We start from the raw sequence: 26,748 nt of genomic DNA, 5'->3' as shown, positions 1-26,748 counted from the left end.
AAACTTAGATCTTGAACGGGTTGGCGAACGCAAACATCATGGCGATACCGACGCCGATCAGGAACGCAGCGTCGATCAGACCGGCCAGCAGGAACATCTTGGTCTGCAGGGCGTTCATCAGTTCGGGCTGACGGGCGGATGCTTCGAGGTACTTGCTACCCATGATGCCGATACCGATACAGGCACCGATAGCACCCAGACCAATGATCAGACCAGCGGCCAGAGCAACAAAACCAAGAACGTGTTCCATGACGACTCCTTTAGTTGAGATGATTTAAATTGAAACTAAAACTGCAAATTGAAACTTGAAACCGGGACTGCTTAGTGGCTTTCGTGAGCCTGGCCGATATACACCAGGGTCAGCATCATGAAGATGAAAGCTTGCAGCGCGACGATCAGGATGTGGAAGACGGCCCAGATGGAACCGGCAACGATGTGGCCGAGGAAGCCGAAAACGGTGGCGGTGCCGCCCATCAGCGCGATCAGCATGAACACCAGCTCACCGGCATACATGTTGCCGAACAGTCGCATGCCGTGGGAAACGGTCTTGGCCAGGAATTCGATCATCTGCATCAGGAAATTGATCGGATACAGCAGGGGATGCGAGCCGAAGGGCGCAGTGAAGAGTTCATGCACCCAGCCGCCGAAGCCCTTGATCTTGATGTTGTAGTACAGGCAGATAAGCAGTACGCCGACGGACATGCCGAGGGTACCGTTCAGGTCGGCGGTCGGAACGACGCGCAGGAAGGCGTGCTCATCACCGGAAATCAGCGCCCAGATCTTGGGCAGCAGATCAACCGGAAGGAAGTCCATGGAGTTCATCAGGAAGATCCAGAAGAACACGGTCAGGGCGACAGGAGCAACGAACTTGCGGGATTCGGCGCTATGCACGATGCCCTTGGCCTGGTCGGCAACCATTTCGACGAGAATTTCGATGGCAGCCTGGAAGCGGCCCGGCACACCGGAAGTGGCGGCACCAGCGGCCTTGATCAGGATCAGCAGCGTGACGATGCCGAGACCGATGGAGAAAAACAGCGTATCGACGTTCCAGACGCTCCAGTCGATGATCGCGCTCTGGGCGTGACCAGTCGAATTGAAGTGGGTCAAGTGGTGGACAATGTATTCACCCGCGGTCGGGGCGTGTGCTTCGTGGCCAGTGCTCATGGTCAGGTCTTCACCAAAAATGCAAATAAATTCGCCTTCAGCGCCACGACCAACCCGAGAAACAACGCCAACCAATGGACGTCTGGATACACGAGTCGAACGGTCGCCAACAATCCTACGGTTGACGCGATCTTCAAGAACTCGCCAACAAAAAACGCAAGCGGGTACGACGCTGCTGGACGCTTGGAAACAGCGTGCAGACGCAGGGCGAAAAACAAATTGGGAAGAACACAGGCTGCGCCTCCCAACGCCGCCGACAACGCACCGCGCACCCCTGAAAATGCTCCAGCGATCAATGTCGCCAGAATCGTCGCGCCTATCTGCAGGAATACCGCTTTAAACATTGGCTCTCTGCGTGGCACGTCGGGTGTTGCGCCGTCCGCCGTACGAAAAACATGTGGATGATAGGGGTTAACCGCAGCCAAGTCAATCGCCACGGCACCGCAGCATGCACCTGGAGTGTCCGTGGAATATGTTTTTTCATGAATCCCCCCATTGACAGATTCCATAAACATATCGATCATTATCGACATGAAGAATGACTACTCCCGAGCTATTCCCGAGGAATGGCGTGAGATATCCGCCGTATTCAGCGCACTGGGCGACGAACACCGGCAACGCATCCTGCTGACCTTCGAGCCTGGCGAGCGCCTCAACGTCGGCCAGATTGCCGAAGTGTCCACGCTGGCGCGGTCGACGGTGTCCCATCACCTGAAGGTCCTGCGGGAATCTGGGGTACTGACTGCCGAGCGGGAAGGCAAGGAAATCTACTTCCATGTGAACAAGACCTATCTGCAGGACACCCTCGGCACCGTGCTGGACTACCTCTCCACCAATCTCTGACCCGCTCATTCCATCATCATGCGATCGTTCATCAAGGCCCTTCTTCGCAGTCTTGCGGCGTTGCTGTTCCGCGTCCGCCTCATCGGCACCCCTGCAGAGCGACATGAACGCCTGCTGATCGTCGCCAACCACGAGTCCTTTCTCGACGGCCTGCTACTGGGTCTGTTCCTGCCCTTTGATCCGGTCTTCGTCGTACACACCGGCATTGCGCAGAACCCGTTCTTCCGCCTGGCACTGTCGCTGGTGGACTATCTCGCGGTGGATCCGACCAGCCCGATGGCAATGAAGAAGGTCATCCGCCTGATCGAGAGCGGGCGCCCGGTGGTGATCTTCCCGGAAGGGCGCATCACGACGACCGGCAGCCTGATGAAGACCTACGATGGCCCGGCCTTCGTGGCCGCCAAGACCGGCGCGACGATCCTGCCAGTCCGCATCGACGGCGCCTCCCGCACCTATTTCTCACGCCTCGCGTCCCATGTGCCGCGCCGTCTGTTTCCACGCATCATGCTGAGCATCCAGCCGACAACGCAGCTAGCGATGCCCGACGGGGCGACCGCCCGCGCGCGACGGCGCAAGGCCGGCGAGGCGATGCGGCAACTGATGCAGGGGCTGATCTTCGCAACCCGCCCCGACCAGACCCTGTTCGAGACCCTGCTTGATGCAGCCGACATCCAGGGACGCAAGCACCGTCTGCTCGAGGACCTGAAGCAGATCGAATACAGCTACGGCGACCTGATCAAGATGGCCCTCGCCCTCGGCCGCCTGGCGGCACGGGAAAGCCGGCAAGACGAAGCGGTCGGCCTGCTTCTGCCCAATCTCACCGCCACCCTCGGCTTGATCTTCGGTCTGACGGCCCACCGCCGGGTCGCTGCAATGCTCAACTACACGGCCGGCACGGAAGGCATGCAGACCGCCTGCACGGCGGCGCAGATTCGGACCATCGTGACGTCCCGTGCCTTCATCGAGCAGGCCAAGCTGGGCGACAAGCTGGCAGCACTGCGCGACGTACGGGTGATCTACCTCGAAGACCTGCGCGAAAAGATCAGCCTCGGCGACAAGCTGTGGCTGGTGCTGTGGGCGCTGCGCTTCCCGCGTACGGCCCTACCGGCCGGATCGCCGGAAGATCCCGCGGTGGTGCTGTTCACGTCCGGTTCGGAGGGTAAGCCGAAGGGCGTCGTGCTGTCCCACCGGGCCCTGCTGGCCAATGTCGCGCAGATCCGTGCGGTCGTCGATCTGTCGATCGACGACAAGATCCTCAATGCGCTGCCGCTGTTCCACTCCTTCGGCCTCACCGCCGGTGCCCTTCTGCCGGTTTTGAGCGGCGCCAAGGTCTTCCTCTACCCATCGCCGCTGCACTACCGGGTGATTCCGGAACTGGCCTACGACCGCAACTGCACCGTGCTGCTCGGTACCAGCACCTTCCTCGGCAATTACGCCAAGTTCGCTCACCCCTACGATTTCTACCGCCTGCGCTACGTCATCGCCGGTGCCGAAAAGCTGGCGACGCCGGTACGCGACCTGTGGTTCGAGAAATTCGGCATCCGCATCTTCGAAGGCTACGGCGCGACCGAGACGGCCCCGGTGCTGGCGGTCAATACGCCGATGGCCTTCCGCAGCGGCACTGTCGGCCAGTTCCTGCCCGGCGTTCAGCACAAGCTGGTGGCGGTGCCGGGCATTCCGAGCGGCGGCATGTTGCACGTGAAATGTCCGAACCTGATGTCCGGCTATCTGCGCGTCGAAGCGCCCGGCGTGCTGCAGGCGCCAGCTTCAGCAGCCGGCGACGGTTGGTACGAGACGGGTGACGTGGTGAATATCGACACCGACGGCTTCGTGAAGATCGTCGGACGCATCAAGCGTTTTGCCAAGGTTGCCGGCGAAATGGTGTCCCTGGAAGTCGTTGAGAAGCTGGCCAATACCAGTTCCCCCGCGGCCCAGCATGCGGCCTCGACGCGCCCTGACGCCGCCCGCGGCGAAGCCATCCTGCTGTACACGACGGACAGGAACCTGACCCGCGAACAACTGCAGACCGCGGCGCGGGATGGCGGCTGGCCGGAGATCGCCGTGCCGCGCCAGATCATCGCCGTCGAAGCCCTGCCGCTGCTGGGTACCGGAAAGATCGATTACGTCACCCTGAAACAATGGGCCGAACAGGCCTGATAGAAACACCTGAAGGAGTCCGCCGATGAAACCCGTCCGATGGATTGCGATCATGCTTTCGGCCACCGCACTTGCCGGCTGTGCATCCTGGTTCGACAACCAGCACCGCACGGCGGAACGCGGGTCGGTCGTCGAATACCTGTATCCCCAGGGCGACAAGCCGACCCTCAAACCCAGCCTGCCCGAACTGCATATTCCGTTGCGGGTCGGCATCGCCTTTGTACCCGGCGACAATTACTCCAACCTAGGCGAAAGCGACCGCAACCAGCTCATCGACCGGGTCAAGGCAGCCTTCGCCAACCGCCCCTATATCGCCAAGATCGAGACCATTCCATCCAACTACCTGCGTTCCCGCGGCAGTTTCGGCAATCTGGAACAAGCCGCCCGGATGTTCAACGTGGATGTGGTCGTCCTGCTGTCCTATGACCAGATCCAATTCACCGACAGCAACCGCCTCTCGCTGCTGTACTGGACCATCGTCGGCTCTTATCTGATCAACGGCAACCAATACGACGTCAATACCCTGGTGGATGCCTCGGTTTTCGATGTCTCCAGCCGCAGCCTGCTGTTCCGGGCCCCCGGCACCAGCCAGGTCAAGGGCACGGCACCGCAGGCGATCCTGTCCGAAAATGCACGACAGGCGCGGGCGGAGGGCTTCCGGCTGGCAGTAGACGATCTGCTGCCCCGCCTTGATGCCCAGATCGAGAACTTCCGCACCCGCATCCGCGAAGAAAAAGCTGCCCGCATCATCAGGGCCGGCACCGCAGACTCGGCCGAAACCGCAAAGCCGTGACAGGGCGCGCGTTTTCATCATTACCCACCGGCATCCGCCATCGCGGGGCCGGACGCGTCGAAATCCCCCTATTCCCCGATCGGACCCACGCATGAGCTCACAGCCGGATCGTCCTTCGTCCCAAAGCGCCAGCCAACCGCACTCCCAGTTCGGCCTTCTGAAGGAAAAGCGTTTTCTCCCCTTCTTCCTGACCCAGTTCCTCGGCGCCTTCAACGACAACCTGTTCAAGAACGCCCTCGTCGTACTGTTGACCTTCCAGGCCGCCAACTGGACGAGCATCACCCCAGCACTGCTGGCCAACCTGGCGGCCGGCATCTTCATCCTGCCGTTCTTCCTGTTCTCGGCCAGCGCCGGCCAGCTAGCCGACAAATACGACAAGGCCTACCTGACCCGGCTGGTCAAGGTGCTGGAAATCGCGATCATGCTGGTCGCGCTGACAGGCTTCCTGCTGCACAGCCTGCCGGTGCTGTTCGGCGCGCTGTTCCTGCTTGGCTGCCACTCGACGCTGTTCGGACCCGTCAAGTACGCGCTGCTGCCCCAACACCTGCACGAAGATGAACTGGTCGGCGGCAACGCACTGGTCGAAGCCGGCACCTTCGTGGCGATCCTGATCGGCACCCTGATCGGCGGCCTGCTGGCCTCCGCCGAACAGGGCGAACTGTGGATCGCCGGCGGCGGACTGGTGGTTGCCATCGCGGGCTACCTGACCAGTCGCGGCGTTCCTCCCGCGCCAGCCCCCGATCCGGAACTGCGCGTCAATCCCAACCCGCTCACCGAAACCTGGCGCAACATCGGTTTCGCCCGCCAGAACCGCACGGTTTTCCTGGCAATCATGGGGATTTCCTGGTTTTGGCTGTACGGCGCGCTGTTTCTCGCCCAGTTCCCCGCCTATGCCAAGTCCATTCTCGGCGGCGGCGAAGGCACCGTCACGCTGCTGCTCGCTACCTTCACGGTGGGTATCGGCCTGGGCTCACTGCTGTGCGAAAAGCTGTCCGGCGGCCACGTGGAAATCGGTCTCGTGCCTTTCGGGTCCATCGGCCTGACGCTCTTCGGTCTCGACTTGGCCCTGGCATCGCCCTCCGTCCTGCCCACTGGCGCACCGCTGCCGGTCAGCGCCGTCCTGAGCCAGCCGGGAACGCTCCACGTACTGCTGGCCCTGATGATGCTCGGCGTTTTCGGCGGCTTCTTCATCGTGCCCCTCTATGCGATGATGCAGACCCGCTCCGCACCCGCACAGCGGGCGCGGGTGATCGCCGCCAACAACATCATCAACGCCTTGTTCATGGTGACCGGCGCACTAGGCGCCGGCAGCCTGCTCAGCGCAGGCCTGTCCATCCCGACCCTGTTCGGTGTAGCCGCGCTAATGAATGCTGCGGTGGCGATCTACATCTACAAGCTGGTGCCGGAGTTCCTGCTGCGCTTCATCGTCTGGCTGCTGGTACACACCGTCTATCGCCTGCGCACCGATGGCATCGAACGGATCCCCGAGGAAGGTCCGGCCTTGATCGTCTGCAATCACGTCAGCTACGTGGACGCATTGATCATCGCTGCCGCCTGCCGCCGCCCGATCCGTTTCGTCATGGATCACCGCATCTTCCGCTGGCCGCTGCTGTCCTTCGTGTTCCGCCACGGCCGCGCCATTCCCATCGCCCCGGCGAAGGAAGACCCGGCCATGCTCGACACCGCCTACACAGAAGTTTCCCAGGCACTGGGCGCCGGTGAGCTGGTATGCCTGTTCCCGGAAGGAAAGATCACTGCCGACGGTGAGCTATCACCTTTCCGCCCGGGCGTCACACGCATCCTCGAGAGCAATCCAGTACCCGTGATCCCGCTGGCATTGCGTGGCCTATGGGGTAGCATGTTCTCCCGCAAGGACGGAACAGCCCTGCCGCGCCCGCTGCGACGGGGCCTGTTCAGCCGCATCGAGCTGATCGCCGGGGCGCCGCTTGCGGCAGCAGCGGTGAGCACCACCAGCCTGCAGACCGTCGTGGCGGAGCTCCGCGGCGACGGGAGATGAAAGGATGAATGCCCGGTGAAGATTGTCATCACGCTGATCAAGATCGCAGTCCTGATCGTCCTGCTGCTGGCCGTCTTCGCCGGCGGCGTGTGTGTCGTCCTGGGCACGGGCGAACCGGCGATTGCCGGCATCGGGCTGGTTTCAATCCTCCTCTTCAGCTGGCCGGCCTGGCTGGTCTGGAAATCCCTCCTCGACCGGAACGACACGGAGGACGAGGACGAAACACCCCCACCAGCCGATCCGCCCCCGTGATCACCGACCCGGCGACCGCACACGCCGTCCATGCGGTGTTCGAGGCTCTGGGCCTGGCCGCCGGAAGCCAGCTATTCTTCCGCTCTCGGCGGCAACAGACCACCGACAGTGCCCTGCGCGGCCCCCGCTTCCTGGTCTTGTGCGCCTGCCTGCTCGGCGCCGCGATCGGCAACAAGCTGGTTTTCTGGGCCGAAATGCCCCATCTGCTCCATGAAACCACCGGCTGGCGCCTGCTGCTGGCCGGGCAATCGATGGTCGGCGGGCTGCTCGGTGGCCTGATCGGCACCGAAATCGCCAAGAAATGGGCTGGAATCCGGACCTCCACCGGCGACGCCTATGTGATGCCAATCCTCCTCGGACTGGCGATCGGCCGGATCGGCTGCTTCCTCGCTGGCCTCAATGACGGCACGTACGGCGTGCCGACCTCCCTGCCGTGGGCGATTGACTTCGGCGACGGCATTCCACGCCATCCTACCCAACTCTATGAAATCGCCTTCGCCGGCGTGCTCGCGCTGCTTCTGCACCAGGCCACTCCATCTTTAGCGGCCTCCAGCGGATTGCGCTTCAAGCTGATGCTGTCCGCCTATCTGGCGTGGCGGCTGGGAATCGACGCACTCAAGCCCGCCCCCTTCCCATGGCCGGGTGGTCTATCCGGCATCCAGTGGATCTGCGCGCTGACGCTCGCCGTCTATCTTCCCTTCACTCTCCGCCAGTGGCGTCGCCTCCATGTCGCGCAAGAACCGTCCCTACCTGTTCCATGACACCACCAGCTCGGTGTGTTCCCAGTGCCTGCGTCGCGTCGAGGCCAAGATCCTGATCAAGGAGGAGCAGGTCTTCCTCGAGAAATGGTGCCCGGCCCACGGTACCGAACGTGTACTGATCGCCGACGATGCCGACTATTACCGGCTTGGTCGCGAAGTTTACGTGAAGGCGCCGGAAATGCCCGAGAATTTCTCGACGCGCATGGAATTCGGCTGCCCCTACGACTGCGGCCTGTGCCCTGACCACATGCAGCACTCCTGCCTGACGGTTCTGGAAATCACCGATCACTGCAACCTGCGCTGCCCGGTGTGCTATGCCGGCTCTGGCCCCGAGCGCCTGAACCACCGCCCGCTGGCCGTCATCGAAACGATGCTGGACGCCGTGGTCCGCAACGAAGGCGAACCGGACATCGTGCAGCTTTCGGGCGGCGAGCCGACGCTCCACCCGGATTTCTTCGCCATCCTCGATGCCGCCAAAGCCCGGCCGATCCGCCACCTGATGGTGAACACCAACGGCATCCGCCTGGCCCAGGAGCCGGAATTCGCCGCCCGGCTGGCCGAATACAAGCCAGGGATCGAGATCTACCTGCAGTTCGACTCCCTGCGCGCCGACGCGCTGCAGGACTTGCGCGGCGCCGACCTGCGGCGTATCCGCGAACAAGCCCTGGACGCCCTCGATCGCCACAACTTATCCACAACCCTGGTAATGACGCTGAAAAAGGGCGTCAACGACGACGAGATCGGCGACATCATCCGCTACGCGCTGACCCGCCCCAGCGTGCGCGGCGTCACGCTGCAGCCGATCCAGGACGCCGGCCGCAACGAAGGCTTCAGCACCGGCACGCACCGCCTGACCCTAAGCGAGATCCGCCGCCGCATCGCCGAACAGTCCGGCTTATTCAGCCTGGACGACATCGTGCCGGTTCCCTGCAACCCGGACACCCTGGCCATGGGCTACGCCCTCAAACTGGGTAGCCAAATCCACCCATTGACCCGCTTCCTCGGTCCGGAAACCCTGCTGGCGGGCTCAGCCAACACCATCATCTTCGAGCGCGATCCGGCCATCAAGGCGCAGCTTTTCCGGCTCTTTTCCACCAATCACTCGCCGGAATCGGGCGCCCGCTGCCTGTCCGACCTGCTGTGCTGCCTGCCAAAGATCGATGCGCCCCAGCTGGGCTACGAAAACGTCTTCCGCGTGCTGATCGTGCAGTTCATGGATGCCGCCAACCTGGACCTGCGGGCACTGAAGAAATCCTGCGTGCACATGGTGCAGCCGGACGGACGCATGATCCCGTTCGAAGCCTACAACCTGTTCTACCGGGACGATCAAAGCCGGCATCTGGCACAGATTCGCGCCGAAATCACGGCAGATACCCAACAACGACGCCAGCACGCAGCGCCGGGCACCACGCGACCCGACTGAAACAGAACGACAACGCCCCTGCGGCAGCATCGGAAACGTCTGCAGCAGGGGATTCGACGGAATCAGCCCAGGTTCTTGAGCGCGAATTCCCAGTTGATCAGCTTGTCGAGCACCGCGTTCACGTAGTCGGCCCGGCGGTTCTGGTAATCCAGGTAGTACGCGTGCTCCCACACGTCGATGGTCAGCAGCGGCTTCAGCCCAGCGGTCAGCGGCACGTCGGCGTTGCCGGTCTTCACCACCTTCAGCTTGTCGCCATCAGCCACCAGCCAGGCCCAGCCGCTACCGAACTGGCCAGTCGCCGCCGTGGCGAGCTCCTTCTTCAGCGCATCCACGCTGCCAAACGAGGCTTCAATCCGCTGTTTCAGGGCTGCCGGCGGCTCACCGCCGCCATTCGGACGCAGGCTGTGCCAGTAGAAGGTATGGTTCCAGGTTTGCGCGGCGTTGTTGAAGATGGCCGTCTTGTCGGCCTTGCCAGCCACTGCGGCGATGATCTTTTCGAGCGACAAATCGGCCAGTTCGGAGCCCGCGATCAGCTTGTTGAGGTTATCCACGTAGGCCTTGTGGTGCTTGCCGTAGTGGAAGCCGATCGTATTGGCGCTGATGACCGGATTAAGGGCATTTTCCGCGTAGGGCAGTGCAGGCAGGACGATGGGGCTGGCGGCCTGCGCCGGGCGGGCCAGACTACCCAGGGAGGCCGCTGCCAGCAAACCGAGGGACGTACCCAGGAACTGGCGGCGACCGGCGACCTGCTCGGACGGGAAAAGCAATGGGGAAGACATGCGGACTCTCCTGTCGGGATTTATCTTTCCGACCCCCGAGACTGAAGGCCGGTACGCGCATTATTCGCATTCCGGCAGGCTTTTGTCATCATCGCTGCAATGCTTCAGGCTAAGCCGCCGGGTAAACGCCGCGCGGATTGAGCGTCAAGGTGGTTTCCCCGGCCGAAAACCATAGCTGTCCGTCCTGGACCGTGCAGCTCAATTCCATGCTGCGCGCCGCCAGTGCGGCAAGCGCCTTTGATTCTTCCTGAGCCAGCGCCAGCACCTTCAGATTCGCCAGCTTGGAGAGCGTTGCCGCATCCTTCTGCCACCAGATATCCACCGTACGGCCACCATAGGCCAGCACGGTGACTTGGTCGGCCCTTCCGGCCGCGCGACGCAACAGGCGCTCATCCGGCAGACCGACTTCGATCCAGTCGAGGATGCGCCCAGTATCGTCCTTGCGCCACAGAGCTGGCTCGTCGTCGGAGGAAATCCCGCGCCCGAATTCGAGCCGCTCGTCCGCATGCAACGCAAAAGCCAGCACACGCACCATCATCCGCTCATCGGTCTCGGACGGATGACGGGCGAGGGTCAGCACATGTTCGCCGAAATGGCCCCGATCCAGGTCGGAGACATTCAATGTGGCGCGAAAAATGGTGGATTTGAGGGCCATGGCGCTTGTTCAGAAAAAAACGAAAGGCCACCTGACGGTGGCCTTTCACCGGACCGGACCAACCTCGACTTACTTGACGCGGTTGCGGTATTCGTCGGTACGGGTGTCGATTTCGATCTTGTCGCCGATTTCCACGAAAGCGGGCACGGACAGTTCGAAACCGCTGGGAGCGATACGGGCGGGCTTCAGAACCTTGCCGGAGGTGTCGCCCTTGACGGCGGGCTCGGTGTATTCCACTTCGCGCACGACGCTGGTCGGCAGTTCCACGGAGATGGCCTTGCCGTTGAAGAACACCACTTCACAGGGCATGCCGTCGATCAGGTACTTCAGCGCGTCGGTCATGTTTTCGGCTTCGACTTCGTACTGTTCGTACTCGGCGTCCATGAAAACGTACATCGGATCGGCGAAGTAGGAATAGGTGACTTCCTTGCGATCGAGAACGACGACTTCGAACTTGTCGTCAGCCTTGTAAACCGACTCGGACGGCGCACCGGTGAGCAGGTTCTTGAGCTTCATCTTGACGACAGCGGCGTTACGGCCGGACTTGTTGTACTCGGCCTTCTGCACCACGAGGGCGTCGCTGCCCACCATGATCACGTTGCCGGAGCGGAGTTCCATTGCGGTTTTCATGCTATTTCCTGCTTGCAAATTGCGCGGCACGTGCCACGGATAAACGGTAACTTATTATTCTAACTTAAGTTTACAGAATTGCACCAGCCGCGCAGCGAGATCCCCGCCCTCCTGTAACTGTGCCGCCCACGTCGTGGCGTGGGTCTTGAGCGCAGGTAAAGCCGCCCGAAACGCGGGCCAGGCCGCCGCCACGCCTTCCCCCCGGTTCCAGGCCAGCCAGAAATCGGACAGCGCACCGGCAACCTCTGGATCGAGCCCTTCCTGGTAACGCGCCAGAAAAGCCCGCAACTTTTCCAGGTGCGCATCCTCTTCCTGCACGTAGATCTGCCACACGAAAGGGATCTCGGCCCACTGGGCGCGCACGAAGGAATCCTCGCCACGCACAAAATTGAGATCGCACGCCCACAGCAATTCGTCATATTTCTGCTGCTCGACAAAGGGCAGGACACGCACGACGAGCTGGTCGCACAGCAACTGATCACCGGCACGCAGGCCACTCACCCCGAATTCGGCCGCCAGTTCAGGCAGGATCCGCCCCTCCGGCACCAGACAGGTGACAGGCGAATCCCCTGCCGACCAGACCTTGATGAGTTCTCTCAAACCCTTGTTTTCATAGGAGAACAAGGAGATCCGAAGTTCATTCGGGCGACGTTCCGGCCAATCAGGCACGGCCAGGAAAGCGGCCGGCACACAAGCTGCCCGGCGCACCGAATAATCCGCCTCGCGGATGAATCCACCCGAGTTCGTCCCCAGGCCGGGGAAAAAGAAGAACTGCGTCAGGGGAAGTTGCGGATGCGGCGATGGCAGACCATGGCAGTCGCCGACCCAGTCCTCGGCGCTGAGGTACTCGAGGTTTATCCACACCGGTTTCGGAGCGCGACGGGCCATCGCGTGCAGGAAAGCGTCGGGGAGATTGCCTGCAAAGGCCGAAATCACCACTTCTCCAGGTTCGACGTCCGGCAGCGGCGCAGCCCAATGGCGGATTTCCACGCCATCGATCAGTTGGCTGGCGGCAAGCACATCGAGCCGGGGAATCAGACGGCGGGCCACCTGGAGGTCATCCACCCACAGACGCACGGCAATCCGGTATTCGGCCGCCAGTTGCCGGGACAAGCGCCAACACACGCCGATGTCGCCGAAATTATCTACAACCGGACAAAACACATCCCAGATGCCCCTGGGGGGCGCAGCAGGAGCGGAAGAGGGCGAACGTTTCGACAAAACTGGGGACAAATCGGGGGTGGACAGGCGGACAGATTGTGCACAAAGCTTCTTTCTGAGGCGAGGCAAAATTTCCTCAACAATCCTCCCACACACTATGCAGTTGCTTTCCGACATCCTTATCAACGCATCAAAACTTTGATAAAAAATGATTTTTCTGTGTTATCCACAGAAATGCGCGTAGCGTAAACGTAAACAGTACTTATATATAAAGAAAAACAGTCAACAATCTCTACCAACCTGAGCCCGTGCCAAACGAGCCACGGCGACCGCAAAGGAATCTCCATGCTTTCGATCACCGACTTGCTGGACTTCATCGAAGTGGATTGGGAAACCGTACAAGTCGTACGCAACGCAACCGGACTCTCCGACGATCAGGCTCATGGACTTGCCAGGGAATTGTTGAAGACCCCCCAAGGGCTCTATCTGGTGCACCAGATGTTTCTGGACCAGCTGTCCATCGCCGAAAAACAGTTCGATTTTCTGCGCCGACGCCACCTGGACAAGGCCTACAGCTACTTTTCCCGCAAGTATCCGCTGACGGAAACCCTCTGAAAGCCGCTTCCTGTGTACAAGCGGACGGTAAACAGTCGCAAAAAATGTGGACAAGCCACGAATCCATGGGAAACGGAATTTTCCTCCCCAATCTGTCCCCGTACTGTTACTGCGGTTCTCCAGAACCTTTTACATGATTCAAGTTTTTGAATCCTAAATGGTTTATTGGGTTATCCACAGAAAATGGCGGTGTACCGTTAACAGAGTCTTATATATATAAAGAAAAACTAAGAACAAAACACCAAGCTGAACCGCAGGAGCCACACCCACACAAATCCCGTTTGGTAGCACCGCAATCGTCGTGTCCGAGTGGACGGTTCTCGCTGATAATCCGCGTCAACGCATCCAGAAACCGTATTTGTGTCCGATCATCGCAGCCCACGTTTTCTCGGCCATCCCTACCTTCTGCTGACGCTCACCGTCCTGTTCTGGTCAGGCAACATGGTGGTTGGACGAGGAATGCGGGACCTGGTCCCACCATTTTCCCTGGCTATCGGACGCTGGATCCTGGCCTTCCTGCTGACCCTGCCCTTTGCCTGGCCGTACCGGCAGACCTTGAAGGGGCTGGATCTCCGGCAATGGATGGTGCTTGTGGTGTTGGGCATACTGGGGGTCGGTGCATACAACACGCTGGCTTACATCGCACTTGCCCACACCACGGCTACCAATGCGGCGCTGCTGAATTCCTTCATCCCGATGGCGATCATCGCGATTTCCTGGTTTTTCGGTCATCGGGCAAAAGGACTCGAGCTTTTTGGTGTCGGCGTCTCTTTCTGTGGCGTGCTGACCATCGTCAGCCACGGTGATCTGGCAATCCTGGGCAGATTGAGCCTGAATGTCGGGGATGTCTGGATGTTGGCGGCGGTGTTGTCCTGGGCTTTGTACACTCTGGGGCTGCGCTGGCGTCCCCCCGGTGTGCATCCGATGGCCCTGCTGGCGGCGCTGACTGCGATCGGCCTGGTGATCCTGCTGCCGTTTGCGTGGCGTGAACTGGCTACGGGAGCGGTTCTGCACCCAGTACCGGCGGCGTTCGCCGGCATCGTCTACACGGGAATCTTTCCGGCTTTTCTCGGTTATGTGTTCTACAACCGCGCTGTTGCCGAGGTCGGGGCTGCCAAAGGTGGACTGTTCATCCACCTGATGCCGGTTTTCAGCACAATCCTGGCCGCCATTTTTCTCGGCGAAGTGCCGCAGCTGTACCATCTGCTCGGAATCGCGATGATTCTTGCCGGCATCTGGCTGACGACCGGTTTCAATCGACGCTAAACTGCGCGACGAACTTAGGGAGCCACTTCTTGCATTTCGAACATCTCATCGAGATCAACAATCCCCTCAACCCGCTCATCGAGTCGCTGAGCGTCGAGCAGGTATGGACTGGCCTGATGTATCGCGTCGAGGAGCCGGGGATCTTCCTGCAGGGGCTGGATCGTTGCGAGATCCTGTCGCGCAGCGAGGGCCAGGTGGAACGGGTTCTCCACTTCGGGCAGGCCAGCATCCGCGACACGGTCACCTATCGTGCGCAGGAGTGGATGTGCTTCGAATCGCGGGCGACCGCCGAGCATGCCGGTGGAACGCTCACGATCCGGCTCGAAGCTCCTGATTCAACGAGAATTTTTCTCCGTTTCACGTACGAGACGACTCTGTCGGAGAACGCTGCCGAGGGGGAAGTGGTGCAGGTGTCCGAATTCGTCAAGTCTGCGTACCGGGAATCGGATGTGGATACGGTGCGCATCATCCGCATGATTGCTGCCAACGGGCGGCCTCAGTAGCATGCCTGCCCGCGGTATTTCAGACTGTCTTCAGGAGAAACCATGAAGGTCGCAAGTCCCGAAATCCGTTCTTTCCAAGTACCGGCCCGCACGTTGATGGGGCCTGGGCCGTCGGATGTGCCGCAGCGGGTGCTCGCCGCGCTGGCGCGGCCGACCATCGGCCATCTCGATCCGGCGTTTGTTGGCATGATGGACGAGCTGAAAAGCCTGCTGCGTTACGTTTTTCAGACCGAAAATGAGCTGACTTTCCCCCTGTCGGCACCGGGTTCGGTGGGCATGGAGAGCTGTTTCGTCAATCTGGTGGCTCCCGGCGACAAGGTCATCGTCTGCATCAACGGTGTTTTTGGCCAGCGCATGGCTGAAAACGTCCGCCGGATCGGCGGTATCCCGGTGATTGTCGAGGATCCATGGGGCGAAGCTGTGGCTCCGGACAAGGTCGAGGATGCTTTCCGAGCCAATCCTGATGCGGCACTGCTGGCCTTCGTCCATGCGGAAACCTCGACCGGTGCGTTGTCCGATGCGGCGACGCTGGCGGCGATTGCCCGCCGTTTCGGTGCGCTGACGATCATGGACTGCGTCACGTCCCTCGCTGGCGTGCCGGTACTGCTCGACGAATGGGGCATCGATGCGGCCTATTCGGGCAGCCAGAAATGCCTGTCGAGCGCTCCAGGCCTCTCTCCGGTCAGTTTTTCCGCCGCGGCGGTGGAGCGGATTCGCAACCGCAAGACCTCCTGCCAGAGCTGGTTTCAGGATTTGAGCCTTGTGCTGGGCTACTGGAGCGGCGCGAAACGCACTTATCACCACACGGCGCCGGTCAATCCGCTCTATGGCCTGCACGAATCGCTGGTGCTGGTGGCCGAGGAAGGGCTGGAAAACGTCTGGCAACGCCACCGGGACAATCATTTGCGCCTGCGTGCCGGGCTGGAGGCGCTCGGTTTGCGTTTCGTTGTCCGTGAGGAAGCACGTTTGCCGCAGCTCAACACGGTGTGGGTTCCGGACGGCATCGATGAAGCGGCTGCACGCAATCGCCTGCTCACCGAATTCGGGCTGGAGATCGGGGCCGGTTTGGGCGTTCTGGCTGGCAAGGTATGGCGTATCGGCCTGATGGGGCATTCCAGCCGTCTTGCCAATATCGCGCTGTGCCTGGAGGCACTGGAGGCAGTGCTCCGGCGGTGACGCGGTTTCAGCTACCCAGGCCTGGGTAGCTGAAACCAAAAAAATGCATCGAATTGACGACAAAATGCACAAAAATTGCCGCTTCTATGCGTCTCGCATGCGCATACGCCCAAGCATAGGAGAGGCCGGCGACAACGGCGAGCGCTGCGTATTGCACGCCGCCAGCCAGATGGGCGGCGCCGAACAATAGGGTCGACAGCACCACCGGGATGAGTTTTCCCCGGTGGCTGAAGTGCTGGTGCAGTTTTTCCTGGATCAGCCCGCGAAAGAAGCATTCCTCGGCGATGCAGGTGAACAGCAGGTTGATTGCCAGGAAATGGCCGGCGAAGGCCGGCCATTTTGGATCCGGACGGACGAATCCCGTCAGCCATGCGAGTCCTAGCGTCGAGATTGCGCCGAATACTGAAAATATCAGCATTAAGGCGCTAATTCGACGGAGTTCAAGTTCTGATTTGATGCGTTTGCCGAAAAATGCCAAGAGTATGAGCCCGGCGGCCGCCTTGTCGAAACCGACACGGAGGTTGAAGGCGTGGGCACCGGGGCTCAGTACTGCCTTGTCGACGACGGTCATCGGGTGAAATCCCGGCCACACATGCAGGGCCAGGATCAACGCAAGGGCACCGGTTGCCCAAGGGCCGGTCTTCGGCAGGTAGCGGACGGAGGCCTGGCTGGCCAGCAGCAGGAGTGCCAGGCTGGGCAGTGCGATCGGAGTGACGGTTTTGCCAGCCAGGGCGAACCCCAGCGCGAGTGTGAAAAGAACGGCCCAAGGGGCGATGGATGTGCGGGCAGGCCACCATACGGCCAGTATGGCCGCACCCAGAAAAACGAAGCTGATTTCCGGCAGATTCTTTTTAATTCAGCGGTTTGCTAGCGGGTTGCGGCGTCGATCTGCTTGCGTCGTTCCTCGGCCTGCTGGTTGGCGGCTTCCAGCTGTTGCTCGATCTGAGCTTTGGCCGCCTGAGCCTGTTCGGCTTCCCGGGCCTTGAGTTGGGCGGCGGTGACTGCGGCAGTACCCGTGTCGGAGACGCCGCAGGCGACCAGCAGTAGTGCCATCGGCACGATGGCGAGGCGGGAAATGAATGCGGAAGGCATGGCAGGCTCCAGGGGATCCGGAAAATGGAGGTGATGATCAACACTACCGCCATTTGCTGCGTTCGTCATGCCTTCCGTCGTCAAAAAATCACTTTTTGGCGCTATCTCCACCGCTAACGCTCAATTCGCCCTTCAGCTTGGTGATGCTCTTGTCGCCGAAACCCTTCACATTCTTCAGGTCGTCGAGGCTCTTGAAGGGGCCGTTCTTGGTCCGGTAGTCGATGATCGCCTGGGCCTTGGAGGGGCCGATGCCCTTCACGCCGTCGAGTTCGCTCTGGTTGGCGGTGTTGATGTTGACGGCAGCCAGCGCAAGGTGGATGCCGACGAGGGACAGGCCGAGGAAAGACAGGATGTGCTTCATGTGGGTCTCCTTGTTGATGACATGGTTATTGTGTAGGTAAATACCAACGTCATCAACATGGAGCGGCAACATTTGGAGACTGTTTGCCACCAACCAAACGGACATCTCATGCGTTAAGGGGAGACATCAACCGATTCCAGGAGTACTGCCATGAAAAAGGGTCTTGTCTGCAGCATTCTTCTCGCCGCCTTGCTGGGGGGCTGCGTCGTTGTGCCGGCTGGTCCGGGCTACTATGGCCGCTATCACCACTACGACGGGCCGCGCGGCTATGGTCCGGGTTACCAGCAGGGCTACGACCGCGGCTACCGGGGCTGGTAGACGCTGCGGGGCCATGGGGTAAAAGCGTGCAAATTTCTGGCGGCGGCGGGGATATGCCTTTATGCTTGGGTCGCATCCGATTCCCGGTGGTCAGGGGCTGCGTTCCGTGGTCTCTCTGCCCATGCCATGTAGCCCATGTCCCGATACTCCGCGGCTGCGGTCGCCATTTCCGAACACCGACTGACCCTTGCCGAAGTGCTCGACATGCTGGTCGGCGATCAGTTCGTCGAGCCCGGCGACGCGGATGCACTGCGCATCGCGCAGGCCAAGAAGCCGGCTGATGTGCATCCCCTGATCGTCGTGGCCGGCCAGAAATGGGCGGCGCGAGGGGATTCCCACCAAGTCCTGACACTGGAAGTGTTGTGCGAATGGCTGGCCAGCCGGGTTGGGCTCGATTACATGCGCATCGATCCGCTGAAGATCGATTTCGCGGCGGTCACCGCGGTGATGTCCTCGGCCTACGCGACCCGCTTTGGCGTACTGCCGCTGGAGGTGGGGCTGCGCGAGGTGGTGGTGGCGACGACCCAGCCTTTCCTGCGGGAATGGGAGAAGGAAGTCGCCGGTATCCTGAAGAAAGAGATCCGCCGCGTCGTCGCCAATCCGGCTGACGTGGCGCGTTACCTGGTCGAGTTCTACAACCTGGCCCGTTCGGTCAAGAAGGCCGCGCAGAGCAGCGGGCATGGCGGCGGCTCGTCCTTCGAGCAGCTGGTGGAACTGGGGCAGGTCAATCGCCAGTACGACGCCAATGACCGCCACATCGTCAACATCGTGGACTGGCTGTGGCAGTACGCCTTCGAGCAGCGGGCCAGCGACATCCACATCGAGCCCCGGCGCGACATGGGCCTGGTGCGTTTCCGCATCGACGGGGTGCTGCACCAGGTGTACCAGATGCCGATGAGCGTGCTGGCCGCCGTGACCAGCCGCATCAAGATCCTCGGCCGCATGGACGTGGTGGAGAAGCGCCGGCCCCAGGATGGCCGCGTGAAAACCCGGGTGACCAGCGGCAAGGAAGTCGAGCTGCGCCTGTCCACGTTGCCCACCGCCTTCGGCGAAAAGTTGGTGATGCGGATCTTCGATCCCGACGTGCTGGTGCGCAACATGGCCGAACTGGGTTTTTCGGACGCCGACCAGTCCCGCTGGCAATCCATTTCGGGCCAGCCCCACGGCATCATCCTGGTCACCGGCCCGACCGGTTCCGGCAAGACCACGACACTCTATTCGACGTTGAAGCAGCTCGCCACGCCGGAGGTGAACGTCTGCACGATCGAGGATCCGATCGAGATGGTGGAGCCCAGCTTCAACCAGATGCAGGTCCACCAGGCCATCGAGCTGGGGTTTGCCGAGGGTGTGCGGGCGCTGATGCGGCAGGATCCGGACATCATCATGGTCGGCGAGATCCGCGACCTGGAAACCGCCGAAATGGCGATCCAGGCTGCGCTCACCGGGCACTTGGTGCTGTCCACGCTGCACACCAACGATGCGCCGTCGGCGGTTACCCGTCTGCTTGACCTGGGCGCGCCGGCCTATCTGCTCAACGCGACGCTGCTTGGCATCATGGCCCAGCGTCTGGTCCGAGTGTTGTGCCCCCACTGCAAGGAGTCCCGGCCGATGACGCCGGAGGAAGAGGCGATCTGGGATCACCTCGTGACGCCGTGGAAGGCGCAGCGGCCGGCCCGCATCCACCGGGCTGTCGGCTGTATCGAATGCCGCATGACCGGCTACATGGGGCGCATCGGCCTCTACGAGATCCTGCTGATGTCGCCGGAGCTCCGCAAGGCGATCACCGGAGATATCGACTTGGCGCGCATCCGCGACCTGGCGATCCGCGAGGGCATGAAGCCGCTGCGGCTGTCCGGGGCCCTCAAGGTGGCGGCCGGCATTACGACGCTGGAGGAGGTCGTGAAGGTTGCGCCGCCGGCGGAGTCCGGCCACGGGCGCTGATTGGGTACCACTCCTCCTGTAGGCTAGAATGAATTCGGCCCCACGGGGCTCAACAAGGGCAAGTACCTGTCTCAACGCCCCGATTTGCGCGTACCCTGCGCGCACGTCCGCCTCATTCAGGAATTTCCCATGGCCGCTTCTCCCGACAACGTCAGCATGGCCCTGTTCTGCGACTTCGAAAACGTCGCGCTCGGCGTGCGCGATGCGAAGTTCGAGAAATTCGATATCAAGCTGGTCCTTGAGCGCCTGCTGCTGAAGGGCAGCATCGTCGTCAAGAAGGCCTATTGCGACTGGGAGCGCTACAAGGGTTTCAAGGCCGGCATGCACGAGGCCAATTTTGAGCTGATCGAGATTCCGCATGTGCGCCAGTCGGGCAAGAATTCCGCCGACATCCGGCTGGTGGTGGACGCCCTCGACCTTTGCTACACCAAGAGCCACGTCAATACCTTCGTCATCATCAGCGGTGATTCGGATTTCTCGCCGCTGGTCTCCAAGCTGCGCGAGAACGCCAAGCAGGTGATCGGCGTCGGGGTCAAGCAGTCCACGTCGGACCTGCTGATTGCCAACTGCGACGAGTTCATCTTCTACGACGACCTGGTGCGCGAAACCCGCCAGGCGGTGGCCAAGCGCGAGCCGAAGGAAGCCCAGCCACAGGTGCGCCGCAGTCCCGAGGAGGAAAAGCGCCGCCGGGAGGAGATCGAGGCGCGGCGCAGCCGCGCGGTGGACATGGCCGTCGAGACCTTCGATGCGCTGCTCGCCGAGCGTGGCGACACCGGCAAGATCTGGGCTTCAGTGCTGAAGGACGCGATAAAGCGCCGCAAGCCGGATTTCAGTGAGACCCGCTTCGGTTTCAAGGCCTTCGGTAATTTGCTGGACGAGGCCCAGTCCCGTGGTTTGCTGGAGATCGGGCGCGACGAGAAATCCGGAACCTACGTCTATCGCCGGGCCGGGGCGCCGATGTCCGTGGTGCATGAAACGGCGTCGGTGCTGGCGATCGAAGTTCCGACCCTGGCTCCGGCCGTGTCGGCGGGAGCCGAAGGGCTGGTGGAAGGCAAGCGCAAGAGCCCGCGGGCGCGGCGCAGCAAACCGACCGTCGAGTCGGCAAGCGCCATGACGCCGGAAAATGTGCCTTCCGCCGCCGTTGCCGAGGAAGGCAAGAAGGCGCCGGCCAAGCGCAGCAGAGGGCGTCGGCCCGCCAAGGGCGAAGCCGGGGCGGGGGTGATCAACGTCGAGTCGGCCGTTGCCGCGCCGGAAGTGGTCGCGGTATCAGCTCCGCCCGTCGAGGCGGCGGCTCCGTCCGAGCCCATCCGCCCGGCGCGGGCGAAGCGCAAGACGGCCCGGCCGGCGAAGGCCGCTGCCGTTGAAGCGGACTCGGCTGCTGTCCCGCCGCCAGCCGACGAGGCCCGCAAGTCGGCGCCGCGGGCCCGGCGGCCGCGCAAGAAGGTGGAAGCCACCGAATGAGATCCTGAGATCCGTGCAATTGCCGGAGGGCGCGAACTTCGCTCTCGCCGGCGGGTCTGCTTTTCTTCCGTTTCCCGCCGTCTCTCGCGACGGTTCCACGCATGTCTGTATCGTCCGCTTCCACGCCGCGCTGGTTGCCCGCGCTGGCGCTCATCGTCCTGTCGTCCACCTGGGGCTATACCTGGGTCCTGCTCAAGCAGGGGCTGGTTTTCGCGTCGCCCTTCGCGCTGGCGGCGCAACGCACCGTCGGCGGTGCGCTGGCCCTGATGCTGGCTGTGCGCCTGAGTGGACGTTCCCTGCGCCTGGTGGCACCGCTGGCGACCAGCGCGATCGGATTGGTGCAGGTCAGCGGCTTCGTGGTGTTCCAGACCTGGGCGCTGGTGGAGGGCGGGCCGGGCAAGACCGCGGTGCTGATCTTCACGATGCCGATCTGGACGCTGCTGATGGCCTGGCCGATCCTCGGCGAGCGGGTGCGCGGCAAGCAGTGGCTGGCGGCGGCGTGCACGCTCGCCGGCCTGTTGCTGATCATCGAGCCGTGGAACATGCACGCCAGCCTGTTCAGCAAGCTGCTGGGCCTCAGCGCGGCGCTGTGCTGGGCCATCGGCACCATCCTCATCAAGCGCCTGCGCAGCCGCCAGCCGGTGGATCTGCTGGTGCTGACCACCTGGCAGATGATCGTCGGCGCGCTGCCGCTGGTGCTGCTGGCCGTGGTGGTGCCCGGGCCGGCGACGGACTGGTCGCTGCACTACGTGGCGATCCTGGCTTTCCTGTCGGTAGCCAGCGTGGCCTTGTGCTGGTGGCTGTGGATCTGGATCCTCGACCGGGTGCCGGCCTGGGAGGCCAGCTTGTCGGTGCTGGGGACGCCGGTGGTGGCGATCCTGTCGTCGCGCCTGACCCTCGGCGAGGAATTCCGGACTACCGAGATCGCCGGCATCCTGCTGATCGGCGGTGGATTGACGCTGCTGTCCCTGTTCGGCTGGCTGGCCAGCCGCCGGGCTACGCTCAGAAGCTGAGGGTCCGCCAGGTTGGGTCCAGGCTGCGGCCGATGAAGGCGGCGGCGCCCGCCTGACCGGCGACGGCCGCGATCAGCGTGCCGGCATTGACGCCGTGGCTGGCGAGGGCAGTCGGGCATGCGTACATTTTCACGCCGAAGGCGAGGGCTTCGCGGCGGAAATCGGCGACCGATTTGCCGCTGCCGGCGGCGGCTTCCAGCTTTTCGGCGACGCCGACCTGCAGCAGTTCCACCGAGCGGGCGGTGAAATACATCTCCACGTCCACGTCCATCGCGGCGGCCGCGGCGGCGAAATAGAAGGGCGTCGCGCACAGCTCCGGCCGCCCCGGATCGGCCGCCCACACCAGGATGGCCAGTTTTTCCGCCGGGCGGGCGGCGGTGTCAGAAGTCACGGTCGTCCTCGTGGAACAGCGGGGCGGAAAAATCCGTCAGGTTGCGGAAGGCGTAGCGGTCCATGATCTTCTCGATCTCCGGCTGCGCGTCGTGCCATGGCAACAGCAGGCCGGGTGGCAGCGGCGCAAGGGCCTGCAGCTCCACCAGCCAGGCCTCGAAGGGCTGCCGGTTCATCGTGCGGGCGGACGGATCGAGGGTCGGGTTGGCGTCCAGCAGGCGGGCGTCGAAGGGCGTCTTGACCGGAAACACTGTCTTGCCGGCTTCCAGCAGGCCGAAACCGCGCCCTGCGTCCAGTTCAACGCCCAGAGGCTTGGGTGTGAACAACAGGATCTCGCCGGACAGCGCGATGCCGAACTGCGTCACGCCGACCCGGAAACGCTCTGACCCGGTGGGCTGGAACCACAGGTGGCTGTCCGCGTGGTACAGCAGCTCGTCAGGAAAATTGCAGCCGCGCAGCTGAGACATGGTTGGAGCTTGGCGTGAGGAAGGTTGGCGGAAGGGAATGGGAGTCGAACCCACCAGGAACCGGTTGACGGCCCCTCCTGGTTTTGAAGACCAGTCGCCCCACCGGGGGACGTGTCCCTTCCATATTTGAATTTTACCGTATTTTAAATCTAATTTACCGGAAGATCGCCGCGAATTCGGTGATGTTCGTCGTGTCCGTGACCGATCTTGCGGGTGAAGCCGACGCGGTCGAAGTACTCGAGGATCTGGATCGCCCGCTTGCGTCCGACGCCACTGCGGTCGCGGAAATCGGCGGCGCGGATGGTGCCCTGCGCGTCGGTCAGTTCGCTGGCGATGCGGCCCAGGTTGCGGATGGCCGCTGGGGCGTAGAACAGGTCACGCACCACCTGGCAGGCTTCGCCGCGGGCGGCAAGGCGTTTGAGCAGCTCGCGGGTGTGGTTTTCCGGTTCGCCAAGCCGGGCGGCGATGTCGCGTACCCACGGCGGATCGAAGGGCTTGTCGAGCAGCCACGGCAGCAGTCTGTCGGCCCGCTGGCGGTCGCGGGCGTCCAGCTCGACCCGGTGGTCGGGCAGATGCCAGGCACTGCCGCTGCGCGCCAGGCGGCCGGCGGCGAGCCAGGTTTCCAGCCAGTTGGCGAAGGCGGCGGCGGGCACTTGCGGGGCGAGCATGCGCCGCAGGCGGTCGCGTTCGATGCCCAACTCGTCGCTGTTGTGTGCGTGGTAGTCGGCCAGGCGGGCCGTGGTACGCGTTGCCAGTACGTGCAGTGACGCGCTGGCGATCAGCCAGTCGGCCTTGTCGCTGTAATGGATGCTGGCGGTGGGTAACAGGGCCAGCAACTGCTCGGGGCGGCGATTTTCGGCGGCGGTGAGCTGGTGCAGGTCGACGCCCAGTGGAGCGTGGTCGAGTACCGCGCACAGGCGCTGGGTGGGATCGGCGATGGCCTGGGCCGCTAGCGCCGCCAGCCGCGCGGGGGCACGCCGCTGGCGCGGCGGCCCGAAGGGATCGAGGATGCGTCCGCCGCCGAGGGTGTGCTGGCCATGGCCATCGCGCAGCACCAGCAGGTCGCCCCGGCAGGCGTGTAGCGGCGTGTCCGTGACGACCTGGGCAAGGCAGTGTTCGTTGGGTGGCAGGCCGCTCTTTTCGAGGGCGGCGTCGAGCAGCGCGACCCGCCCCAGCACGTGGCGCGTACCGTGGTGGATCTGTACGACGGCGCCGTGGGCCAGTGCGCGCGGGGCGTCGGCGGACAGCTGGAGATCCAGGTCGAGGCGTTGGGAGGGCAGGGCGTCGGCGCGGCCGACCAGCCAGTCGCCGCGCTTGATCCCGTCCACCGCCAGCCCAGCCAGGTTAAGCGCGCAGCGCTGCCCGGCGTGGCCGCTGTCGGCCTTGCGGTTCTGCACATGCAGGCTGCGCACGCGGGCGCTCTTGCCGGACAGGGCGAGGTGCACCGTGTCGCCGATCTTCACCTGGCCGGCGTGCACGGTGCCGGCGACGATGGTGCCGGCGCCGGCCAGCGTGAACACCCGGTCCACGGCCAGCCGGAATTCTCCGTCGGCGGCGCGTTGCGGCAGGCGCTGCGCGGCGTCGAACAGGTGCTTGCGCAGTTCGGCAATGCCGTCACCGTTGATTGCGGATACCGGGAAGATCGGTGCGTCGGCTAGGGCCGTCGGGGCAAGCAGGGTGCGGATTTCTGCGCTGACTTCGGCGAGGCGTTCGGGGCTGGCCCGGTCGGCCTTGGTGAGCGCCACCGCGCCGTTGGTGAGGCCCAGCAACTGGAGGATCTGCAGGTGTTCGCGGGTCTGCGGCATTGGGCCGTCGTCAGCGGCGACCACCAGCAGCGCGAAATCCACGCCGCTGGCGCCGGCCAGCATGGTCGGCACGAATTTCTCGTGGCCGGGCACATCCACGAAGCCGATCACCTGTTCCTGTCCGTCGGCGTCTGCGGCGACGGGCAGGTAGGCATAGCCCAGCTCGATGGTGATGCCGCGGCGCTTTTCCTCGGGAAGACGGTCGGTGTCCACGCCGGTGAGGGCGCGGACCAGCGTCGTTTTGCCGTGGTCGATGTGGCCGGCGGTGCCGATCAGCATGGCTTGAACCCCTGCCTGAATTGGGCGAGGAAGGCGGCTTCGTCCCGTTCCGGCAGGCAGCGCAGGTCCAGGTGCAGCGCGTTGTCGGCGATGCGCCCGATGACCGGCAGCGGCAGGCCACGCAACGCGGTTTCGAGGCGGTTGAGCGCGCCGCTCTTGCGCCCCTGCGGGCGGAACACCAGGCCGGCCGACGGCAGGCGGTCCACCGGCAGGCTGCCGGAGCCGATCTGCGACAGCATGGGTTCGATGCTCACCGTCAGCGGCCAGCTGGCCACGGCCTGGGCGATGGTGGGTTTGAGGCGCTCGGCCTGGGCCAGCATTGCGTCGCGGGGGCGGGTCAGCAGGCGCAGCGTGGTCAGCCTTTCGGCCAGCGTGTCCGGGTCGCGGTACAGGCGCAGCACGGCCTCCAGGCCAGCGAGGGTGATCTTGCCGACGCGCAGCGCGCGCTTGAGGGGGTTCTTCTTGATCTTGCCGATCAGGTCCTTGCGGCCGACCAGGATGCCGGCCTGGGGGCCGCCGAGCAGCTTGTCGCCGGAAAAGGTCACCAGGTCGGCGCCGTTGGTGATGGCTTCCCGCGGCGTCGGTTCATGGGGCAGGTTCCAGCGTTCCAGGTCGGTCAGCGTACCGCTGCCCAGATCTTCGACGAAGGGCAGGCCGTGGGCGTGGGCGATGTGCGCCATGTCGGCCTGGGCAACGCTGGCGGTGAAGCCCTCGATTGCGTAGTTGCTGGTGTGGATCTTCATCAGCAGGCCCGTGCGCGGGCCGATGGCTTCCTCGAAATCTCGCGGGTGGCTGCGGTTGGTGCAGCCCACTTCGATCAGTCTGGCGCCGGCCCGCTTCATGATGTCCGGCACGCGGAAGGCGCCGCCGATCTCCACCAGTTCGCCGCGGGAGACGATGACTTCCTTGCGCTGGGCTAGGGTATTGAGGAGCAGGAAGACCGCCGCCGCGTTGTTGTTCACCACGGTGGCGGCGTCGGCGCCGGTGAGTTCCTGCAGCAGCTCATTGACGACATCATCGCGGTCGCCGCGGCCGCCGCTGTCCACGTCGTATTCGAGGGCGCAGGGAGAGCGGGCGGCGTCCACCATCGCGACGATGGCTTCGTCGGGCAGCACGGCCCGCCCCAGGTTGGTGTGCAGGACGGTGCCGGTCAGGTTGAACACCTGTTTCAGGCGTGGACAAGCGCGCGCCGTCAGGCGCGCGCTCGCGTTTTCCAGCAGGCTGGCGCTATCCGGGGCTGCCTCGCCGGCGCCGATGCGGCGGCGGGCGTCGGCCAGCGTGTCGCGCAGGGCCTGGGTGGTTTCAGTGCGCCCGTGCGCGGCGACGAGGCCGGGGGCGGCGGTGAGCAGCCGGTCTAGACTGGGCAGGGCGCGGTAGGCGGTGCTGTCGTCGGACGTGGTGCCATGGACCATGGACGCCATCGTGG

General features: G+C 63.2%; 29 protein-coding genes and 1 tRNA gene. 15 read left to right on the top strand and 15 right to left on the bottom strand.

The window, feature by feature from the left end; genetic code table 11:
* Nucleotides 1-4: 4 nt before the first annotated feature.
* From atpE to AC3QL2_RS11115, 3 genes are all read right to left on the bottom strand, one after another.
* Complete coding sequence (gene atpE, locus AC3QL2_RS11125) at nt 5-250, bottom strand: F0F1 ATP synthase subunit C (RefSeq protein WP_079434620.1); 246 nt, start codon at nt 248-250, stop codon at nt 5-7.
* A 71-nt stretch (nt 251-321) separates the two neighbouring features.
* Complete coding sequence (gene atpB, locus AC3QL2_RS11120; RefSeq protein WP_493234452.1) at nt 322-1,164, bottom strand: F0F1 ATP synthase subunit A; 843 nt, start codon at nt 1,162-1,164, stop codon at nt 322-324.
* A 2-nt stretch (nt 1,165-1,166) separates the two neighbouring features.
* Complete coding sequence (locus tag AC3QL2_RS11115; RefSeq protein ID WP_493234451.1) at nt 1,167-1,697, bottom strand: ATP synthase subunit I; 531 nt, start codon at nt 1,695-1,697, stop codon at nt 1,167-1,169.
* Between AC3QL2_RS11115 and AC3QL2_RS11110 the strand changes: the two genes are divergently transcribed.
* From AC3QL2_RS11110 to AC3QL2_RS11080, 7 genes are all read left to right on the top strand, one after another.
* Nucleotides 1,696-2,007: an ArsR/SmtB family transcription factor gene (locus tag AC3QL2_RS11110; RefSeq protein WP_493234450.1), complete on the top strand. Its 312-nt coding sequence runs from the start codon at nt 1,696-1,698 to the stop codon at nt 2,005-2,007. The genes AC3QL2_RS11115 and AC3QL2_RS11110 overlap by 2 nt on opposite strands.
* 18 nt (nt 2,008-2,025) lie before the next feature.
* On the top strand, nt 2,026-4,164 hold the full coding sequence (gene aas / locus AC3QL2_RS11105) for a bifunctional acyl-ACP--phospholipid O-acyltransferase/long-chain-fatty-acid--ACP ligase (RefSeq protein ID WP_493234449.1): 2,139 nt from the start codon (nt 2,026-2,028) through the stop codon (nt 4,162-4,164).
* 25 nt (nt 4,165-4,189) lie between these two features.
* Nucleotides 4,190-4,957: a rhombotarget lipoprotein gene (rhlP, locus tag AC3QL2_RS11100; RefSeq protein ID WP_493234448.1), complete on the top strand. Its 768-nt coding sequence runs from the start codon at nt 4,190-4,192 to the stop codon at nt 4,955-4,957.
* A gap of 91 nt (nt 4,958-5,048) precedes the next feature.
* A complete protein-coding gene (locus AC3QL2_RS11095; RefSeq protein WP_493234447.1) occupies nt 5,049-6,974 on the top strand; it encodes an MFS transporter in 1,926 nt (641 codons plus the stop codon).
* 15 nt (nt 6,975-6,989) lie between these two features.
* Nucleotides 6,990-7,226, top strand: a complete 237-nt coding sequence (locus tag AC3QL2_RS11090) for a hypothetical protein (RefSeq protein ID WP_493234446.1) — start codon at nt 6,990-6,992, stop codon at nt 7,224-7,226.
* A complete protein-coding gene (locus AC3QL2_RS11085; RefSeq protein WP_493234445.1) occupies nt 7,223-7,987 on the top strand; it encodes a prolipoprotein diacylglyceryl transferase in 765 nt (254 codons plus the stop codon). Before AC3QL2_RS11090 ends, AC3QL2_RS11085 begins: the two co-directional genes overlap by 4 nt.
* Nucleotides 7,953-9,410 carry a radical SAM protein gene (locus AC3QL2_RS11080; RefSeq protein ID WP_493234444.1) on the top strand — a complete coding sequence of 486 codons (1,458 nt, stop codon included), beginning with the start codon at nt 7,953-7,955 and terminating at the stop codon, nt 9,408-9,410. Before AC3QL2_RS11085 ends, AC3QL2_RS11080 begins: the two co-directional genes overlap by 35 nt.
* A 62-nt stretch (nt 9,411-9,472) precedes the next feature.
* Here AC3QL2_RS11080 and AC3QL2_RS11075 read toward each other — a convergent pair whose 3' ends face one another.
* The 4 genes from AC3QL2_RS11075 to earP all read right to left on the bottom strand — a co-directional run bounded on the left by AC3QL2_RS11075 (nt 9,473) and on the right by earP (nt 12,638).
* Entirely contained in the window at nt 9,473-10,189 is a 717-nt protein-coding gene (locus AC3QL2_RS11075; protein ID WP_493234443.1) for a superoxide dismutase, read from the bottom strand.
* Between the two features lie 109 nt (nt 10,190-10,298).
* Nucleotides 10,299-10,844, bottom strand: coding sequence for a YaeQ family protein (locus AC3QL2_RS11070; protein WP_493234442.1), 546 nt, complete (start codon nt 10,842-10,844; stop codon nt 10,299-10,301).
* Between the two features lie 69 nt (nt 10,845-10,913).
* Entirely contained in the window at nt 10,914-11,474 is a 561-nt protein-coding gene (gene efp, locus AC3QL2_RS11065; RefSeq protein ID WP_374480639.1) for an elongation factor P, read from the bottom strand.
* Between the two features lie 54 nt (nt 11,475-11,528).
* Entirely contained in the window at nt 11,529-12,638 is a 1,110-nt protein-coding gene (gene earP, locus AC3QL2_RS11060) for an elongation factor P maturation arginine rhamnosyltransferase EarP (protein ID WP_493234529.1), read from the bottom strand.
* Nucleotides 12,639-12,980: 342 nt separating this feature from the next.
* On the opposite strand from earP, the gene AC3QL2_RS11055 reads away from it, so the two are divergent.
* The 4 genes from AC3QL2_RS11055 to AC3QL2_RS11040 all read left to right on the top strand — a co-directional run bounded on the left by AC3QL2_RS11055 (nt 12,981) and on the right by AC3QL2_RS11040 (nt 16,195).
* Complete coding sequence (locus tag AC3QL2_RS11055) at nt 12,981-13,250, top strand: hypothetical protein (protein ID WP_493234441.1); 270 nt, start codon at nt 12,981-12,983, stop codon at nt 13,248-13,250.
* A gap of 360 nt (nt 13,251-13,610) precedes the next feature.
* The gene (locus AC3QL2_RS11050) at nt 13,611-14,516 is read left to right on the top strand and encodes a DMT family transporter (RefSeq protein ID WP_493234440.1); all 906 of its coding nucleotides are present in this window, start codon (nt 13,611-13,613) and stop codon (nt 14,514-14,516) included.
* 29 nt (nt 14,517-14,545) lie between these two features.
* The gene (locus tag AC3QL2_RS11045; RefSeq protein WP_493234439.1) at nt 14,546-15,019 is read left to right on the top strand and encodes an SRPBCC family protein; all 474 of its coding nucleotides are present in this window, start codon (nt 14,546-14,548) and stop codon (nt 15,017-15,019) included.
* A gap of 129 nt (nt 15,020-15,148) precedes the next feature.
* Nucleotides 15,149-16,195: a pyridoxal-phosphate-dependent aminotransferase family protein gene (locus AC3QL2_RS11040; RefSeq protein ID WP_493234438.1), complete on the top strand. Its 1,047-nt coding sequence runs from the start codon at nt 15,149-15,151 to the stop codon at nt 16,193-16,195.
* Nucleotides 16,196-16,202: 7 nt separating this feature from the next.
* Here AC3QL2_RS11040 and AC3QL2_RS11035 read toward each other — a convergent pair whose 3' ends face one another.
* The 3 genes from AC3QL2_RS11035 to AC3QL2_RS11025 all read right to left on the bottom strand — a co-directional run bounded on the left by AC3QL2_RS11035 (nt 16,203) and on the right by AC3QL2_RS11025 (nt 17,648).
* Complete coding sequence (locus tag AC3QL2_RS11035) at nt 16,203-16,766, bottom strand: CPBP family intramembrane glutamic endopeptidase (protein ID WP_493234437.1); 564 nt, start codon at nt 16,764-16,766, stop codon at nt 16,203-16,205.
* Between the two features lie 296 nt (nt 16,767-17,062).
* Nucleotides 17,063-17,287: a hypothetical protein gene (locus AC3QL2_RS11030; RefSeq protein WP_493234436.1), complete on the bottom strand. Its 225-nt coding sequence runs from the start codon at nt 17,285-17,287 to the stop codon at nt 17,063-17,065.
* An 88-nt stretch (nt 17,288-17,375) separates the two neighbouring features.
* Entirely contained in the window at nt 17,376-17,648 is a 273-nt protein-coding gene (locus AC3QL2_RS11025; RefSeq protein ID WP_493234435.1) for a ComEA family DNA-binding protein, read from the bottom strand.
* Between the two features lie 150 nt (nt 17,649-17,798).
* Here AC3QL2_RS11025 and AC3QL2_RS11020 point away from each other — a divergent pair, with 150 nt between their 5' ends.
* The 4 genes from AC3QL2_RS11020 (at nt 17,799) to AC3QL2_RS11005 (ending at nt 22,381) form a co-directional block, all read left to right on the top strand.
* Entirely contained in the window at nt 17,799-17,966 is a 168-nt protein-coding gene (locus tag AC3QL2_RS11020; protein ID WP_493234434.1) for a hypothetical protein, read from the top strand.
* Nucleotides 17,967-18,101: 135 nt separating this feature from the next.
* A complete protein-coding gene (tfpB, locus tag AC3QL2_RS11015; RefSeq protein WP_493234433.1) occupies nt 18,102-19,907 on the top strand; it encodes a type IV pilus assembly ATPase TfpB in 1,806 nt (601 codons plus the stop codon).
* A gap of 129 nt (nt 19,908-20,036) precedes the next feature.
* The gene (locus tag AC3QL2_RS11010) at nt 20,037-21,368 is read left to right on the top strand and encodes an NYN domain-containing protein (protein WP_493234432.1); all 1,332 of its coding nucleotides are present in this window, start codon (nt 20,037-20,039) and stop codon (nt 21,366-21,368) included.
* 101 nt (nt 21,369-21,469) lie between these two features.
* On the top strand, nt 21,470-22,381 hold the full coding sequence (locus AC3QL2_RS11005; protein ID WP_493234431.1) for a DMT family transporter: 912 nt from the start codon (nt 21,470-21,472) through the stop codon (nt 22,379-22,381).
* Here AC3QL2_RS11005 and AC3QL2_RS11000 read toward each other — a convergent pair.
* The 5 genes from AC3QL2_RS11000 to selA all read right to left on the bottom strand — a co-directional run bounded on the left by AC3QL2_RS11000 (nt 22,371) and on the right by selA (nt 26,743).
* The gene (locus AC3QL2_RS11000; RefSeq protein ID WP_493234430.1) at nt 22,371-22,772 is read right to left on the bottom strand and encodes a DsrE family protein; all 402 of its coding nucleotides are present in this window, start codon (nt 22,770-22,772) and stop codon (nt 22,371-22,373) included. The genes AC3QL2_RS11005 and AC3QL2_RS11000 overlap by 11 nt on opposite strands.
* The gene (locus AC3QL2_RS10995) at nt 22,762-23,238 is read right to left on the bottom strand and encodes a glycine cleavage system protein H (protein ID WP_493234429.1); all 477 of its coding nucleotides are present in this window, start codon (nt 23,236-23,238) and stop codon (nt 22,762-22,764) included. The genes AC3QL2_RS11000 and AC3QL2_RS10995 overlap by 11 nt, the downstream gene beginning before the upstream one ends.
* Before the next feature lie 25 nt (nt 23,239-23,263).
* Nucleotides 23,264-23,360, bottom strand: a tRNA-Sec gene (locus AC3QL2_RS10990).
* 27 nt (nt 23,361-23,387) lie between these two features.
* Complete coding sequence (gene selB, locus AC3QL2_RS10985; protein WP_493234428.1) at nt 23,388-25,322, bottom strand: selenocysteine-specific translation elongation factor; 1,935 nt, start codon at nt 25,320-25,322, stop codon at nt 23,388-23,390.
* On the bottom strand, nt 25,316-26,743 hold the full coding sequence (gene selA / locus AC3QL2_RS10980) for an L-seryl-tRNA(Sec) selenium transferase (RefSeq protein ID WP_493234427.1): 1,428 nt from the start codon (nt 26,741-26,743) through the stop codon (nt 25,316-25,318). The genes selB and selA overlap by 7 nt, the downstream gene beginning before the upstream one ends.
* Between the last annotated feature and the right edge of the window lie 5 nt (nt 26,744-26,748).

Source organism: Zoogloea sp. GW822-FHT05C07 (genome assembly GCF_058800215.1).
This window is presented reverse-complemented; position numbering and strand designations above follow the sequence as displayed.